General features: G+C 70.7%; 12 protein-coding genes. 4 read left to right on the forward strand and 8 right to left on the reverse strand.

What is annotated here, in order from left to right; genetic code table 11:
* The first annotated feature begins 211 nt into the window (after positions 1-211).
* Positions 212-1,027 carry an endo alpha-1,4 polygalactosaminidase gene (locus N4G66_RS31030; RefSeq protein ID WP_261707578.1) on the forward strand — a complete coding sequence of 272 codons (816 nt, stop codon included), beginning with the start codon at positions 212-214 and terminating at the stop codon, positions 1,025-1,027.
* Positions 1,028-1,211: 184 nt separating this feature from the next.
* Here the strand turns inward: N4G66_RS31030 and N4G66_RS31035 are convergent, their stop codons facing one another.
* The 5 genes from N4G66_RS31035 to N4G66_RS31055 all read right to left on the reverse strand — a co-directional run bounded on the left by N4G66_RS31035 (position 1,212) and on the right by N4G66_RS31055 (position 7,899).
* Positions 1,212-2,426, reverse strand: coding sequence for a hypothetical protein (locus N4G66_RS31035; protein WP_261707579.1), 1,215 nt, complete (start codon positions 2,424-2,426; stop codon positions 1,212-1,214).
* Positions 2,427-2,644: 218 nt separating this feature from the next.
* Entirely contained in the window at positions 2,645-3,394 is a 750-nt protein-coding gene (locus tag N4G66_RS31040; RefSeq protein ID WP_261707580.1) for a DUF4232 domain-containing protein, read from the reverse strand.
* Between the two features lie 142 nt (positions 3,395-3,536).
* A complete protein-coding gene (locus N4G66_RS31045; RefSeq protein WP_261707581.1) occupies positions 3,537-4,928 on the reverse strand; it encodes a serine/threonine-protein kinase in 1,392 nt (463 codons plus the stop codon).
* Positions 4,929-5,444: 516 nt separating this feature from the next.
* A complete protein-coding gene (locus N4G66_RS31050) occupies positions 5,445-6,920 on the reverse strand; it encodes a bifunctional aminoglycoside phosphotransferase/ATP-binding protein (RefSeq protein ID WP_261707634.1) in 1,476 nt (491 codons plus the stop codon).
* Between the two features lie 103 nt (positions 6,921-7,023).
* Positions 7,024-7,899: a universal stress protein gene (locus N4G66_RS31055; protein ID WP_261707582.1), complete on the reverse strand. Its 876-nt coding sequence runs from the start codon at positions 7,897-7,899 to the stop codon at positions 7,024-7,026.
* Between the two features lie 591 nt (positions 7,900-8,490).
* Here N4G66_RS31055 and N4G66_RS31060 point away from each other — a divergent pair.
* From N4G66_RS31060 to N4G66_RS31070, 3 genes are all read left to right on the forward strand, one after another.
* Positions 8,491-9,399: a DUF1918 domain-containing protein gene (locus N4G66_RS31060; RefSeq protein ID WP_261707583.1), complete on the forward strand. Its 909-nt coding sequence runs from the start codon at positions 8,491-8,493 to the stop codon at positions 9,397-9,399.
* Positions 9,400-9,549: 150 nt separating this feature from the next.
* A complete protein-coding gene (locus tag N4G66_RS31065; protein WP_261707635.1) occupies positions 9,550-10,506 on the forward strand; it encodes an Acg family FMN-binding oxidoreductase in 957 nt (318 codons plus the stop codon).
* Positions 10,507-10,638: 132 nt separating this feature from the next.
* Entirely contained in the window at positions 10,639-11,190 is a 552-nt protein-coding gene (locus tag N4G66_RS31070) for an RNA polymerase sigma factor (RefSeq protein WP_261707584.1), read from the forward strand.
* A gap of 70 nt (positions 11,191-11,260) precedes the next feature.
* On the opposite strand, the gene N4G66_RS31075 is transcribed toward N4G66_RS31070, so the two are convergent.
* Genes N4G66_RS31075 through N4G66_RS31085 form a run of 3 tightly spaced genes read right to left on the reverse strand, consistent with a single transcriptional unit; the run spans position 11,261 to position 15,452 of the window.
* Positions 11,261-12,610, reverse strand: coding sequence for a jacalin-like lectin (locus N4G66_RS31075; protein ID WP_261707585.1), 1,350 nt, complete (start codon positions 12,608-12,610; stop codon positions 11,261-11,263).
* 30 nt (positions 12,611-12,640) lie between these two features.
* Positions 12,641-14,020: a glycoside hydrolase family 43 protein gene (locus N4G66_RS31080; RefSeq protein WP_261707586.1), complete on the reverse strand. Its 1,380-nt coding sequence runs from the start codon at positions 14,018-14,020 to the stop codon at positions 12,641-12,643.
* Positions 14,021-14,048: 28 nt separating this feature from the next.
* Positions 14,049-15,452, reverse strand: a complete 1,404-nt coding sequence (locus tag N4G66_RS31085; protein WP_261707587.1) for a glycoside hydrolase family 43 protein — start codon at positions 15,450-15,452, stop codon at positions 14,049-14,051.
* Positions 15,453-15,726 lie beyond the last annotated feature (274 nt).

Consider the following 15,726-nt stretch of genomic DNA (forward strand, 5'->3'; position numbering starts at 1 on the left):
AAACGCGGGAATTCGCCGGCGAGAAGTTCCAGCGTTGACATCTTTACGGGCAGTCGCTTTACTCCGGGACAGCACCGGAGCCGTGCTCCGTGTTCAGAGACACGCCCAGCCGGTATGCAGGCCCCGCGCCGCGAGCCCGGCCCGAGTCGCCAGGACGGCCTTACGCGTCCGAGGCGGGGACGTGCCCTCTCCCCCCTGGGAGCTCATCCACATGAGCCGTTTCAGCCCCCCTTCCCGCAAGCTCATGGGCACCGTCATCGGCGCGGCAGCGCTGGTCGGTGCTCTGGTCGCCCCGACGGCCTCCGCGCAGGCCGCAGCCGTGCCCCTGCCGCCCACCCACGTCGGCTTCGACTATCAGATCGGCGGTGCCTACACCCCGCCGGCCGGGGTGAAGGTCGTCACCCGGGACAACGCCGCCTCCCCGGCGGCAGGCCTGTACAACATCTGCTACGTCAACGCCTTCCAGGCGCAGCCGGGTGCCGAGAGCGAGTGGGACTCCGACCTGCTCCTGCGCGACTCGTCCGGCAAGGTCGTTTACGACGAGGACTGGGGCGAGGCCTTCCTCGACATCAGCACCGACGGCAAGCGGCAGCGGATCGCCGGCAAGATAGGAAGCCTCATCGACAACTGCAGGGCCAAGGGCTTCCAGGCGATCGAGCCCGACAACTACGACAGCTACACCCGCTCCGGGAATCGCCTGACGGCCGGCAACGCGCAGGCGTTCATCAAGCTGCTCTCCGCCCGCGCCCACGCGGACGGCCTGGCCATCGGCCAGAAGAACACTCCCGAGCTGGCAGGCAACCACACCGCCAACGGTCTGGACTTCGCCGTGGCCGAGGAGTGCGGCCAGTACGACGAGTGCGGCGACTACACCAGCGCCTTCGGAAACAACGTGATGGTGATCGAGTACACCAACTCCGGCAGGTCGAAGGCCTGCAACGGGTGGGGCGGCACGCTGAGCATCGTCCAGCGCGACCTGGACGTCAAACCGGCGGGCAGCAGCGGCTACGTGCGCAAGACCTGCTAGACCGCGGGCCGACTCGAGTCGGGTGCCGGCCTGCGGCGGCTGGGGGTGCCGTCGCAGGCCGGCATGGCTTCCACCGTCCCGTACTCGGCCGTCTTCTTCGAACTGGTCCAGCGGGACCCGGGACACCAGGGCTGCGGCGCCCAGAACGCCCCCATGCGTTTGCCGCCCAGCACGCGGCGTGATCCTAACCGGCCGTGCCCAGGAACTCGGCCCAGCCGCCGAGCGGCGACTGCCCGACGCCGAGCGTGCGCAACTTCCGCAGGACCGCGGGGTCCTGGGCCTCCAGCCACTGCACGAGCTGGCGGAAGGAGACCATGCGGACGTCGTCGTGGGCGGCCATCCGGGAGACGGCCTCCTCGACGGCGTCCATGTAGATGCCGCCGTTCCAGCGCTCGAAGTGGTTGCCGATGAAGAACGGGGCCCGGTTGCCCTCGTAGGCACGCCGGAAGCCGGCGAGGTAGCTGTCGCGGGCCTGGGTGCGCCAGGCGTCGTACCGGGTGCGGTCGCCGAGAGGGTTGGCGTTCGACTGGTTGGCCATCAGGTTGTAGTCCATCGACAGGACCTGGAAGGAATGGCCGGGGAAGGGAACGGACTGGAGCGGGAAGTCCCAGATCTTGCCGCCCTGTACCTTCCCGGGCCACATCTGGAGTCCGCCGGACGAGCTGGCGTCGTACTTCCAGCCGAGAGCGGCGGCGGTCGGCAGCAGGTTCGACTGGCCCTCCAGGCATGGGGTGCGGCCGCCGGTCAGCTCCTTCTCGTAGTCGAAAGGCAGCGGTTCCAGGTCGGTGAAGCCGGTGTTGGTCCGCCACTCGGTGACGAACTTCTTCGCCTGCTCGATCTCGCTGCGCCACTCGGCGGGCGACCAGCGGCGGACCCCGTCCGGACCGCAGAAGTGACCGTTGAAGTGGGTGCCGATCTCGTGGCCCTCCAGCCAGGCCGCGCGTATCTGCTGGAGCGTCGCGTGTATGTGCCGGTCGGAGAGATAGCCGATAGCGGAGGCGCCGACAGGGTGCTGCGGCGGCTGGTACAGGTGCTTCTTCGACTCGGGCAGGGTGTAGATGCCGCTGAGGAAGAACGTCATCGACGCCCCGTGGTCGGCGGCGACCTTGCGGAAGCGGGAGAACAGCTTGTTGCTGAGCTCGCCCGCGCCGTCCCAGGAGAAGACGACGAACTGCGGGGGGCGTTCGCCGGGCTTGAGGCGCTCCGCCTTCGGCTGCTTGGGCTGGGCTCCGGTGTCCGCTGTGGAGCCGTCGCCGATCGGTTTGACCGGCCGGAGCCGCGCCTGGCTGTTGCCGCTGCCTCCGACGGACCAGTCGTTGGCCGAGCAGGCCGACAGGGCTCCCAGCGCGCCCGCCGAAGCCGTCGCGGCCAGCAGCCGCCTGCGTGAGACACCGCTCATGATTCTTCCCCCGTCGTTCTTGGTACCGGCCCGGGTCGTGCGGCCGGCGCCCTCATCCGTACGACGCGCCGTTCACCGGGTGCGTCAAACGGTGGGATGCGCGAAATTCCGGAGAAGGTCGCGCGAACCTGGACGTGTAGCCATTCCGTGACAAACCCCGCCACCTGGGGGACGGGTGGCGGGGCCGGGGGAGCGGGACGGCCGTCGTGGGCGTGCGGTCAGGCGCCGCTCCCGGGGCGGACGACCGTCAGGGAGACCGACGAGGCGTTGCCGGACACGGGCACCTTGCCCCCCGTCCACGTCACCGTGAGGGAGTCCCTCTCGTCGGGCGGTGTGACGATCAGCGAGGCGGGCGTCGCCGTATGGGCCCCGCTGATCTCCGGGTTGGAGAAGGTCAGACCCGACCACGCGCTGTGCCCGGGTGCGAGTGCGACCGTCGTCGGCGCGCCCGAGGACCGCAGCGGGTCGGGGCCGAGCTGCTTGCCGGACGCGTCGACGAACGCCGCTCCGGGATACCCGCGCACCGTGCAGGTGCGCCCGGAGGTGTTCGTCAGGACGATGGGGAAGTTCTCCTGCCCCGCCCCCGGGTCGTTGCGGCCGACGGAGGCGCGCAGCTCCGAGGTGTGGCAGCGGCCGCCGCCGGCCGCGCTCCCCGCGGAGGCCGAGGCCGGGGCGGATCCCGTCCCAGTTCCCGTCCCGGTTCCCGTCTTCTTCGAGGAGGCGCTCGCGGCCGGGGTGGCCGCTCCGGTGGAGCCCGCCTTCGTGCCGGTGTCGCCGGAGGCCGGTCCGGCCGTGCCGGGAAGGGTCTTCGGAGTGCTCTGCGGGGTGCTGTTGCCGCAGGCGGTGAGCAGGCTCAGCAGTGCGACACCCACGAGCAGCGCGGCCCGTCGTGCGGCGGGTGAAGCGTGGTGTGTGGACACCGGGTCGGGCCGGTCCGGGTTCGCCACCCAGCGCGGGAAGGTCGACATGTCACCACTCCTTGGATATCTCGGCACGAGTTCGTCGCCCGTGCGCAGGGCGCGTTGTGCCCGTCACTACTCTCGGATGCGCCCGGAGGCCGAAAAGTTCGCGGGACCGCCGACGAATTCGGCCGGGACCGCCCGCCCAGGGTCAGGCCTTGAGGCGTACGGACCCGATGACGCCGTCGGCCGTGTCGTCGTCGCCGCTCTCCTGGCGGATCTGGACGTACACCTGGGGCTGCCCGGCGCCGCCCGCCGCGGTCAGCGCCGCCTCGATGAGGGGCCCGTCCTCGCCCGCGCAGCCGTCCCAGGTCCGTACCAGCCCGTGCCAGCGTGCGCCGGAGTAGGCGCGACTGCCGGCGTAGTGGCATCCGGGGTGCGTGATGGCGCGGACCTCGCCGGTCACGTCGCCGTGTTCGCTGAGTCCTATGAAGGCTCCGTCGACGCCGGAGCCGAGGTTCTGCCAGCGCGCCAGGTGGTTCGCGACGACGAGACCGGGTTCCTTGCCGTCCTGGAGTCCGAGCGCCCGTGGATTCCACCCCGAGTCGCGCAACTGCCCGCCCCAGGAGGCCGGTACCTCCACCGTGATCCGGCCTGTGCCGTCCCCGACCCGGAGGGTCCTCGGGGCGGGTCCGCGGGTCAGCAGGACGGCGGTGGCAGCGACGGCGCAGGCCACGACGAGGCCCGTCAGTGTCAGGAGCGCGACGTGCCGACGCCGCCGGGGCCCGGGGACGCGCCCGCCCGAGGCCTCCTCGGCCAGTCGGTCGAGCTCCGTGGCGAAGGCGGCCGCGGTCGGCCAGCGCCGCTCCCGGTCGGGTTCCATGGCGCGCAGCAGCGCCCGCCCGACGTCCGGGCCGACGTCCGTACGGAGCCGGTCGGGGCGTTCGACCTTGCCGGGCGGGCCCGGAACCGAACCGGTGACGAGGTGGTGACCGAGGGCGCCCAGGCTGTACACGTCGGCCCGCGCGTCGATCCCGGAGCCGGGCTGGGCCTGCTCGGGCGGGGTGTAGCCGGCCGAACCCGCCGCGATGGTGAGTCCGGAGGCCTGGGCCAGGCTCTTGGCCAGCCCGAGATCGGCCAGCAGGACCCGGTCGGCTCCACCGGGGGTGGTGCGCAGCAGTACGTTGGACGGCTTGATGTCACGGTGCACGATCCCGGCCTCGTGCAGCGCGGCCGCGCCCCGGGCCGCCAGGGCCGTCAGGCGCAGCGCCTCGGCCACGGGCAGCACTCCGGCCTCGATCCGGTCGGCGAGGGTGCCCCCGTCGGCGTACTCCATGACGAAGTAGGGCCTGCCGTCGGGGAGTTCACCGATGTCGTAGACCTGGACGACCCGGTTCGAGTCGGCCTTGCGCAGCAACCGGGCCTCGGAGAGGAAGCGTTCCCGGATGTCCAGGCGGTCGATCCAGTTCTCGGAGAGCACCTTGACCGCGACGGTCGCGTCGAGGACGTCGTCATGGGCGAGCCAGACCACGCCGAAACCACCGGCGCCCAGGCGCCGTTCCAGGCGGTAGCGGCCGATCCGCTCCAGGGGGTCCCTCAGCACGGACGCTCCATCGAACGGCCTGCCGAACGGCCCGTCGACCGGTGGGATCGACAACGGCCGGGGTGGTTCTCCGTCGTCGCGCTGCCGGTGACGCCGGACGAACACCCCCGAGGCGCGCGTCGGCACGTGTTCTCGGTCGCTCGATGCCGGGAGGGGTGTTCACAGCGGTCGGGTCCTGTTGGCCGTGTCCGTGAAGGCTTGCGCCTCCTGTGCTCACCGACGGGCATGTGCTCTCCAGGGCGGGGCGGATGCCACGAGCGCCAGGCCGTGGCTGCGGTCCGTGTGCGGACGGCTGCTTGTGGTGGCGCTCGGACCACTGAAGCGTACCGGTCACGTTCGTCACGAAGACGCCGCTCGGCGTGAAGGAGGTTCCCTCGGTCTCGTGGTCCGGTCGGCGGTCACCGCGGCCACCTGCTCCCCGCGGCCGGGCTTACGGGAGTCGAGGGCGGCCGGGGCCGTCGAGCCGGTGGTGCGTCCTTGCCGTCGGTCCCGTCGGCCTGCCGGCCGGACCGGTTCTCAGTCCGGCTCCATGTAGGGGCGGCGGAAGACCGGTACCTGCCGGGTGCCGTACGGCCGTACGGCTGTGAGGGCCTGGGCGACCGCGGCCTCCAGAGGGCCGTCGGTGTCGATGGCGACGGCGTCGTCCCACGGCGGCTCCGTCGCTGCCATCGCTGCGGCGACTCCGAGGTCGGCGTCGGACGCCCCGGGACCGCGGGTGTTCAGGCGGCTCGCGGTGACGTCCTTCGGCACCTGGCAGTGGAGGGCCATCAGGTCGGTGCTGGTGCGCTCGGCCGTGTGCCGGGCGGCTTCGCGCAGGCCGGCATCGGACCAGCTGGCGTCCAGGACGACGGACTCGCCCGCGGACAGCAGGGCGGACGCGCGGTCCAGGAGGGCCGCGTAGGTCTTGGCGGTCCACTCCGGGGTGTAGAGCCCTTCGCCGTATCCGGCCGCAGCCGACTTCTCCGCCGGGATGCCGGCCAGTTCCTTGCGCAGACGGTCGCTGCTGAGCAGCGTGACGCCCAGGCGGTCGGCCAGTGCGCCGGAGACAGTGGACTTGCCGCTGCCGGGCAGCCCGCCGACGAGTGTGAGGCCGACGGCGGAGATGCGCAGGTGGCGCAGCGCCGTCGTCACCAGCCGGCGCGCGGCCGCCTGCGCGCCCGGTGCGCCTTGGCGAGCCTGGATCAGGGAGACCTTCGCCCGGACGAAGGCACGGTAGGCGACGTAGTGGTGCATCAGGGAAGGAGGCGCGGGGTCGCCGGAGTACTCGGTGTACTGGGCGAGGAAGTACGCCGCGGCGTCCGGGGCGCCGAGCTGCTCCAGGTCCATGGCCAGGAACGCGGCGTCGTCGAGGCCGTCGACGTAGCGCAGATGATCGTCGAACTCCAGGCAGTCCAGGAGGCGGGGACCGTCGTCGAGGCAGAAGATGTCCTCGGTGAGCAGGTCGCCGTGACCGTCCACGATCCGCCCCTGCGCGATGCGCGTCTCGAAAAGCTGCTCGCGGCCGGCCAGATAGCGGCGTACCCGCAGCTCGGCCTCCGCCACTCCGTCGGGCACCGGAGCGTCGTCGGCCGACGCGCGGACTTGGGAAAATCCTGCTTCCCAGCGTGCCGACAGGGCGTCGCGCGTGCCTTGTCGGCCCACCTCAGGGGCGCCTTGCGCATCGGCGTGACAGGTTGCGAGCTGCCTGGCGACGGCGCGCAGCGCGTCATCGACATCGGCCCCTTCTCGTACGAGGCGGGAGAGGCGGCGCTCCGCCGGCATGCGTCGCATCACGACGACGGGTTCGGGCACGTCGGAGTCCGGGCTGCGGACTTCCCCCATGCCCAGGTAGACATCGGGAGCGAAGCGACGGTTGAGCGAGATCTCCCGCTCGCACGCGGTCCGTCGAGCCGTGACGGTCGTGTAGTCGAGGAACTCCAGATCGAGCGGCTTCTTGACCTTGTAGGCGCGGTCGCCGAAGAAGAACACGATCGCGGAGTGCGTCTCGCGCACCTCCGCGCGGGGGAGCGGCGGAACGCCGATGCCCGTGCCGGTACGGAGCAGGGACGCGTCGGTCCGACGTGCTGCCTCCACCGGTTCCCCGCCGCGGTCCGGCTCAGTCATGGGGGACGACGGCGACGGGGCAGCGGGCGTGATGGACGGCGGCCTGGGCCACGGGCCCCAGCCGGGCCGTCGGGTGAGGATGGTGACGGCGTCGGCCGACCGCCAGCAGCCCGGCGCTCTCGGCCTCCCGCAGGACGGCCTTGGCGGGACTTTCGAGCCGCACCACATCGGTCACCGCTACTCCGGGGAACTTCTCGCGCCATCCGCGGAGCACCTGGTTCATCTGCTCCTGCGCCTCCTGGGCGATCTCCTCGGCCACGCCGTGGTCAGTGCCCCAGGGAACGTGTGCGTGCAACGGCAGGCTCCGGCCGTGGACGACCCGGAGGGGCGCGCTCCACGCCGCGGCGGTGACGAACGCGAAGGAGAGCACGTCCTCGCACGGGCCGTGCAGTTGCACGGCCGCGACCACGGGGTCTGCCGTACGGGGCGTGGACCGCGGGCTCGCTTCGCCCGTTTTCGCGCGGACCAGCACCACCGCATGCTCGGCCCGTGCCACGACGGGCATGCTGATGTCGCCGAGGAAGTAGCTCTCGACGGATCCCAGCCCACGCGAGCCGAGCACGACCATCTCGGACTCCGCGGCAGCTTTCAGCAGTGCCTGTTGGGCGTCGTCCGCGACCAGCTCGCCGACGACGGAGAGCCCCGGGTGACGTGCCTGAAGTTCCGACAGCGCGTTGTCGACGATCCGCTTGGCCCAGTAGTTCTGATCCACTTCCGCCGGAAGAAGGGCCGGTTCGGGCACCAGCAGGGGCCATGCGTGCAGCACGCGCAGTGTGAGTTTCCGCCGCTGGGCTTCTTCGGCGGCCCAGTGGGCGGCGGCAAGGCTCTCGGCTGAGCCGTCGAGGCCCACGGTGATGGCCGGCTCCATGGCGGCTGCCTCCGTCCCGTACGAAGCTGGAGTGACGATGAATCCGTGAATCCGTCCCCTCGTCCAGCCTGCGCCCGTATGCCGCGTACGGCCTCTTTTCGACAAGGCGAGGAGGCACCCCCAAGACCCCGTGCGGCACCTGCCGGCCCTTGCCGGAGCAGGGCTCACGCCGACGCGGAGTCCCGTCGCGAGGACCGGGTGAGCGGAGTGAGCGGAGTGAGGATTTCCCGGGTGGCCGCGGTCCCGGGACCTTCGGCCCTTTGACCGGGAGCCATGGACCGTCCGATCGTGGAAGGAACCCGACCGGCGCCTTCTGGAGGCCAGGTCATGAGCGCACACGGCAAGCGCAGGCGTCCGTCCCGCGCCCGTCCACCGCACCAGGACCACTCCTCTCCGAGCGCGGACCCGCCGCGGCGTCGGCCCGACCGGGTCGAGTCGCGCCGCCGGGCAGAGGGCGCACGTCGCGTGCTCACGGCGACGCGCTGTGGGCTCTCCCCGGGGACAGACACGCTCGCGGGGCGCCGCGTGCGGCGGTATCCCGTGCGTGCCACGTTGGTTTCACCACCCTCTCCTCAGGAAGCGGAGGCGATCATGAGAGCTCATCTTGGGGATCACCTCGTCATCGACGGTGTGACGTCGGGAGGCACCCGGCGCGACGGAGAGATCGTCGCCCTCCACCACTCCGACGGCACACCTCCGTACGACGTACGTTGGTCGGACACGGACGAGGTGACGCTGGTGTTCCCGGGACCGGACGCGCATGTCCGTCCCGTCGAGCACGCGCCCGGGTCCCCCGACACCTCCCGGGGGGAGGGAACGAGTGGCCGGGCCGCCACGAGTCCGCCGCACGCACCCCCCAACCCCGGTGACATCGGCCGACGCCTGACCGCCGAGCGAGAGCGGCAGGGGATGACCCGGACGGAAACGGCACGTCGCGCGAGGATGGCGCCGGACTACCTGGCGTACCTCGAAGAACGTCAGGCCGATCCGAGCCTGGCGAGCCTCATCAGACTGGCCGACGCGCTCGGCGTCAGCGTCGAGGCACTGCGCGGAGGCGGCGGCGACCTGCCGCCCGGCCAGGGGCAGGCGCTCCTTCATCCCCGGTTGCGGGACCTGGGACCCGACGAATGCCGCGCCCGGCTCTCCACGCACGGTGTGGGCCGTATCGCGGTGTCGGGCCCCGAAGGCCCATCGGTCGTCCCGGTGAACTACGAGGTCGTGGACGACGCGATCACCCTCCGGACCGCTCCCGGATCAGTGGTGGCGCAGGCGGTCGGAACGGAGGTCGCCTTCGAGGTCGACCATCTGGACGAGGCGATGAGCCAGGGCTGGAGCGTGCTCGTCGTCGGTGCCGCGTCGAGCGTCACGGAACCCGAGGCTGTGCAACGGCTGGCCGACCGGGCCCACACCGAGTCATGGGCGGGCGGTGACCGTCAGATGTGGGTGTCGATCCGGCCCGAGCGCATCACCGGGCGGCGCATCACCGCGGCCGATCACTGACGGGTCGCGGGACGGTCGCTCCCAGGAGCCCGCCGCGCGCACGGGATGCCCACGGCCACCACGAGACAACCGAAGAACGGTTCCGTCCCCGGGGCCGCCGACTCACGAAGGGAGGCTCCCGTGAGCCCTCGGACACCGACCGACGAGTGGATGGCGGCCCTGGTCCACGATGCCGCCGCCGCCCCGTCGATGCACAACGCACAGCCCTGGCGCTTCGCCTACTTCCGGGGCAGCCGCACGGTACACGTGCGAGCCGACTTCGACCGCGCCATGCCGCACGCCGACCCGGACACCCGGGGCCTTCACATCGGTTGTGGCGCGGCATTGCTGAACCTGCGGGTCGCGGCGGTGCACGGGGGCTGGTCCCCGGAGACCCGCCTGCTGCCCGACCCCTCTGATCCAGGACTGCTCGCGGCCGTGCGGCTCACCGACTCCGGCCCGAGCGACCTCGCCGCGCTGTACCCGGCGATACACCGGCGGCACACCAGCCGCTTCCCGTTCGACGCGACCGAGATTCCCGGGGCCATTCGTACGGCGCTCGCTGACGCGGCCCACCGCGAGGGAGCCGCCCTGGATTTTCCCGACGTATGGCGGCTGGAGGAAGTACTGGAACTGATCGAGGAGGGCGAGGCGCGCAACCTGACCGATCGGGGCAGGAACGAGGACTTGGCCGCCTGGACCCGTCTCGACTCCCCTGCCGGGACCACGGCTTCCGACGGGGTCCCGGAGCAGGCCTTCGGTCCGCTCCGGCACGACGGCAGGGCTCCCATGCGCGACTTCGCCGGGAACGAACCCGTGGCACGGCGCGATACGCGCGAGTTCGAACGCTCTCCTCAACTCGCCCTCGTCAGCACGGCCGACGACCGTCCGGCCGACTGGCTGCGCGCCGGACAGGCCATGGAGCGAGTACTGCTGCTGGCCACCCTGGAGGGCCTGTCCAGCTCATTCGCCACTCAGGCGCTGGAGTGGACCGACCTGCGCTGGCCGCTTCGCGACCCGGTGTCGGGGAAGGGCAACGTACAGATGGTGCTGCGCCTCGGATACGGCCCCGACGGTCCGGGCGCACCGCGCCGTCCGGTGTCGGACGTACTCGACATCCGGCCCTGACCCGTCCCGGAGTGCCACTGCCGGGCCACCGCGGAGCGCCGGGTACCGCGGTGTCCGTGCTGCCGGAAACGCGCTGGACAGGGCGTTCGACTATCATGCCTGGCCTCTGATCGACAGCGAGGGGAGCGCCCGGTGGGGGACGCGGCGGAGACCGAGGAGCTGGCCCTGCGGGCGGCCGCCGGTGACCGGGCGGCACTCGACGTCCTGCTCCAGCAGGTCCGGCCCGAGGTCGTACGGCGGTGCGGACGCTTTCTGCCCTGCCGCGAGGACGCGGAGGAGGCGGCTCAGGACGTGCTCCTCCAAGTGGCCCGGAAGATCACGACGTTCGAGGGCCGCAGCCGCTTCAGCACCTGGCTGTACACGGTGGTCGCCAACTGCGCCCGGCAGAAGTACCGCGAGCTGACGCGGCGCGCCGCCGAGCGGCCTGAGGCGATCGACGCGGCGCAGTACGTCGATCCGCGCACCACGAGTGTCATCGCGGGTTCCCGGATCGACCTCCTGGAGGCGCTGGAACGCCTGGAACGCGAACACCCGCATCTGGTCGCGCCGTTGGTCTACCGCGACATCTGTCAGCTGGAGTACGCGGAGGTAGCCGAGCGGGTCGGCATTCCGCTCGGCACGCTCAAGTCCCGTCTGCACGAGGCGCGCAGAAAGGTCAGGCCGTGGCTGTCCGACGCCTCCTGACGGGCCGACGGCCGGCTCCTTCCCTGCCGGGTCCGGGGACTCGGCGGGGAAGGAGCTCGGTGCCGTCCGGTCAGCGCTGGGTGTAGATGAAGCCGATCTTGTCGACCTCGTCGCCCGCGCGGCCGTGGAAGCCGGCGATCTGCCGGCCGGCCGGAGCGGTGCGGGTCACGCAGTCCGCCGTCGTCGTGCCGCCGGCCAGGGTGCGGCCGAGGTTCGTGGTGAACTTCGTGTAGAAGATCCGGGTGTGGCTGTCCTTCACGCCCTCGCACAGCTGCGCGGAGGTCACGTACTCACTGCTGCCCAGCGTCAGTGAGGCGGCGGTGCCGCCGGTGCCGCCGTGCGTGAACGTCGTGCCATCGCTCAGCGTCAGCCCCATCCGGTCGATCCGTGCGCCGCTGCTCAGGGACACGGTGGTCGCTCGGGCGCCGGCCGGCACTCCGGCGATGTCGTTGAAGTAGTCGCCGTGCGGCCCACCGAACTGGTCGCTGAGCTGGAAGGCCGTGTTGCGCGACCAGGTGAACGACGCGGTGATCGGGTCGTGGTCGGAGAGCATCAGGCCGTCCGAGGTCAAAAACCGCGTGTGCTCGTTGTTGTAACTGGTCGCGTCGAGTGTGACGAGCTTGCTGCCACGGTAGAGGATCTTGTCGACGACCTCGCAGGTGTTGGGCACCGTGGTGCCGCTCTGGTCGCAGACGAGCGCGTCGCTTCCCTTGGCCGGCGGGGTGCCGCCGCGGACGACCTGGACCCAGGCGTCCGTCAGCCCGTTGGCGGCGCCGAACTCAGCGATGGTGTCGCCGGAGCGGGTGTAGCGGGTGTTCGTGTCGCCCATGACGACGACGGCGTTGCCCGCGGAGTGGGTGCTGATGAACGCGGTGAGCTGATTGAGGTTGTCGGCCCGGGAGGCCAGGTCGCCGTCGTTGGTGCCCGCGTTGGTGTGCAGGTTGTAGAAGTCGACATAGACGCCCTCGGCGAGGCGTTCCCGCATGAAGGTGAAGCCCTTGGGCGTGAGGCAGTCGCCGGAGTCGACCTGGCAGGAGTTCCAGCCGACCCGCTCGAAGTCGTCGGTGTCGTAGGAGATCTTCGAGAGGGTGTTGAGGCCGCTGCCGATGCCGGCGCCGCCGCTGGTGGGCGTGCGGTAGGCGTGCGCGGTGTCGGCCGCGTACAGGGCCGCGTGGTAGTTGAAGTCCTCCTCGACATGGACGATGTCGTAGGGGGCGATGAGCCCGCCGATCGCCGTGGTACTGGACGCGCGGGGTGTCGGGGCGCTGGAGATGCCGTCGGGCAGCCCGGCGACGTTGTAGCTGAGCACACTGAACGTGCCCGAGTCGGCGGCCGTGGCGGGGGACGCGGCCGCGGTGAGGCCGCCGAGTGCGGCGGCTGCCGCCGCCGCACCGGCGAGAAGTCTGCGGAGAGGGGACATCGGGGGTTGTCTCCTGGGGACGAAGGGACGTCAAGAACCGACCGAGAAGGTGGCGTCGGCCTTGTCGGTGGAGGTGGAGATCGGATCGATGCGCAGCACGTAGTCTGCGTGCCTGAGGTAACGGTCCGGGTGGTTGTAGGAGCGGAAGGACGACCACGAGGTGTCGGCCAGGCCCGCTGTCCGGTAGAACGTGGCGTCCTGCGCGAACGTCGTCGTCCCGTCGTTGACGTCGAGCGCCATCTGGTAGTTGCTGTGCCGCAGGTAGCGCGTCGGGTAGTTGACCGAACGGAACGAGACGCCCGCCGTGTCGGCGAGTCCGGGCACCAGCGTCCACTGCGAGTCCGTGTACGGGTCGAAGGGGTACTCGTCGATCCGGCCGACGTAGTTGGAGTGCCGGACGTAACGCGCCGGATAGTTGTAGGACTTGAGCCGGTTCCAGGCGGGAGCGCCCCACTTCGCGAGGAGGTTGGCGTACTCCGTCGTGGAGATCGGCTGGATGCCCGCGTGCTTGGAGTTGAGCGGCTGTGTGTACAGGCGCTGGTCGACCGCCGTCCAGGTGCCGCTCGCGAGGTCGGCGGACTGCCAGGCGTAGAAAACCCCATTCGGCGTGTAGGTGTCTCCCCAGAGGAACCAAGTCCCGGTCGACTGGGACTTGATGAGGATCGGGGCCTCGGTGCCGCCGTGCGCGACCGGGGTGCTGAACACGGTGAAGCTGCCGGGGTTCAGGGTCGTCGACCTGGCGCCCACCAGGGTCTGGTCCTTCTTGAAGTACAGGTAGTTCACGCCGCCGACGCCCACGGCCAGATCGCCGTCGATCACGTCGTAGCCGGGGTCGAAGAAGACCTGCGCCGCCGACGCCGTCACGAAGTCGGTCGTGTAGTTGACCATGATGACGTTGTGGCCGCTGGAGTCGACCGCGGAGTAGATGATCCCGTACTGGCCCCGCCCGGCGTCCCAGTACGCCTCGGGCGCCCAGCTGTGGGTGGCCATGTCGTGCAGCTTCAGCCGGCGGTAGCTGGTGAAGGACCGCAGGTCGGCCGAGTCCCAGACGTGGATGTACTGGCTCTGCAGACTCCAGTCGGTGCCCTTGAGGTCCGTGGCCAGGACCACGAACGTGCCGTCCTGCCTGCGCAGGATGAACGGGTCGCGCAGACCGCCGGTACCGCCGGTCGGGGTCACGACGGGCTTGTTCTGGTTCAGCGGCGTCCACTGGAGGGAGTCGGCGCTGACGGCCAGATGAAGGCCGTAGTCCGCTCCGTCGCCGTTCGGGGACTCGGTGAAGTAGCCCATCACATAGGCGCCTCCGGCCGCGGCGCGGGCGGCCGGAGCGCCGAGGGCGACGGCGGCGGTGAGGCCGGCCATCGCCCCCAGAGCGACGCGCCGGGACGGTTGAAGGGGACTGTCGTTCATGGCGGTCTCCTCGATCCTCATACGGAGGTCAGGCCCAGGCCGTGACAGGGACGAACGAGCTGTCCTGGCGGAAGAGGGCGGTGCCGTCGGCCGCTTCGGCGCGGAGCTGGTAGTTGTAGTGGCGCAGGTAGTGGCCCGGGTAGTTGTACGACTCGAAGCGCAGCGAGCCGCTCGACGTGCCCGTCCGGACGACGAACGTGGCGTCCTTCGCGAACGCCGCCGTCCCGTCGTTCGCGTCGAAACGGCCGCGGAAGTCGTAGTGCCGCAGATAGTTGCCGGCCGCGTCCCGGAAGGAGACGCCGTTCGCGTCGGCGAGACCCGCCACGACGGTGAAGGAGGACGCCTGCTTCGCGGCGCCGGTGCTGGAGGCGCTCACCACCGGGAGGTTGAGGAGCGCCGACTGCTCCTGCCAGTAGCGGGTGGTGTAGTTGGCCGACCGGAAGGACCGGGCGACGTCGGTGGGCAGGCTCGGCCCTCCGGAGACCGTCTCCTTGACCACGGTGAAGTGGCGTGCGGTGCCGGAGATCCCCGGCAGCTTCTTCGGCGCGCTCCAGGTGGCGAAGGTGTCGTAGCTGTCGCTGTAGTAGTAACTGCCGTCGCCGTAACCGTCGAAGAAGATCCGCCGGCCGCCGTTGTCGAGCTGGATCAGCGCCGGTCCCTCACGGGTACCTCCCCAGCCCGCCCAGTCGCCCGTCCGCTGGATCGTGTACGGGCCGGTGAGGGCGGAGGCGGTCGCGTACTCGATGTACTTCGTCGTCTCGTTCTTGGTGAACGCGTGGTAGGCCGACCCCGCCTTCACGATGAAGGTGTCGATGTGGTTCGGGCCGATGCCCGTGAGGACCACCGGCGAACTCCAGCTGTTCAGCGCCGAGTCGGTGGCCCTGAGCAGATACGGCGTGAAGATCCACTCATCGCTGGTGACCGAGCAGGACACGATGATGTTGACGCTGCCGTCGCTGTCCACGAACCACTCGGGTGCCCAGGCCCGGGAGAGGCCGGTGACCGGGACCGTGTAGTCGTACAGGAACGTCCAGTTGACCCGGTCCGAGCTGCGGGCGAACCCGATGGTGGTGCTGACGTCCTGCCAGGTGTGCGTGGTGTAGGTGACGTAGTAGTAGCCGTCGGTGTGCTTGAACACACTGGCGTCGCGGATCCGGTTGGCCGGCGGTGTGTACGCGGATGCCTTCAGCAGCCGGAAGTCGGTCGCGTCGTCCGACTCGTAGACGTTGACGGTGCCGTCGTCGCTGTTGAGGAACGGCACGATGGTGTAGCGGGTTGCGTAGCCGCGGGCGGGCGCGGCGGCCACGGCGGTGCCGAGCAGCCCCGGCAGTTCGCCCAGGACGAGGGCGGTCGCGGGCAGGGCGGCCAGCGCGCGGAGCAGACTCCGGCGGGACGGCTGTCGTGCGGGCGACGCCGTGTCGGGTGTGGTCATGTGCGGCTCTCCTCGGATCGGTCACGCGGCCGGCGAGAGGGGGCTCGCCAAGAAGGGCGGGGGGGGGGTCACCTGGACCTCCCGCATGCCGAAGAGCGCGGCGGTGGGGTCCCGCCACCACCGCCCTCTTGTTCGAAATACCGAATGGTGTGCGACATGCTGTGCGAGGCATTACGGTAAGGGCTTGCTAGGTGGTGTGAACAGGGCCCGTAGAGACGGAAGTTGAGCGTGTTGACGCCTGGGCCGGGTGTCGTGGCGCGCCCGGTGTCGGTGC

The sequence above is a fragment of the Streptomyces rhizosphaerihabitans genome, from assembly GCF_025399795.1.
In the GTDB taxonomy this organism is placed as follows: Bacteria; Actinomycetota; Actinomycetes; order Streptomycetales; family Streptomycetaceae; genus Streptomyces; species Streptomyces rhizosphaerihabitans.

What these genes read in the sequence shown, in the direction of transcription:
- N4G66_RS31030 (WP_261707578.1), top strand. Translation starts at nt 212, where the DNA reads ATGAGCCGTTTCAGCCCCCCTTCCCGCAAGCTCATGGGCACCGTCATC.
- N4G66_RS31035 (WP_261707579.1), bottom strand. Translation starts at nt 2,426, where the DNA reads ATGAGCGGTGTCTCACGCAGGCGGCTGCTGGCCGCGACGGCTTCGGCG.
- N4G66_RS31040 (WP_261707580.1), bottom strand. Translation starts at nt 3,394, where the DNA reads ATGTCGACCTTCCCGCGCTGGGTGGCGAACCCGGACCGGCCCGACCCG.
- N4G66_RS31055 (WP_261707582.1), bottom strand. Translation starts at nt 7,899, where the DNA reads ATGGAGCCGGCCATCACCGTGGGCCTCGACGGCTCAGCCGAGAGCCTT.
- N4G66_RS31060 (WP_261707583.1), top strand. Translation starts at nt 8,491, where the DNA reads ATGAGAGCTCATCTTGGGGATCACCTCGTCATCGACGGTGTGACGTCG.
- N4G66_RS31065 (WP_261707635.1), top strand. Translation starts at nt 9,550, where the DNA reads ATGGCGGCCCTGGTCCACGATGCCGCCGCCGCCCCGTCGATGCACAAC.
- N4G66_RS31075 (WP_261707585.1), bottom strand. Translation starts at nt 12,610, where the DNA reads ATGTCCCCTCTCCGCAGACTTCTCGCCGGTGCGGCGGCGGCAGCCGCC.
- N4G66_RS31080 (WP_261707586.1), bottom strand. Translation starts at nt 14,020, where the DNA reads ATGAACGACAGTCCCCTTCAACCGTCCCGGCGCGTCGCTCTGGGGGCG.
- N4G66_RS31085 (WP_261707587.1), bottom strand. Translation starts at nt 15,452, where the DNA reads ATGACCACACCCGACACGGCGTCGCCCGCACGACAGCCGTCCCGCCGG.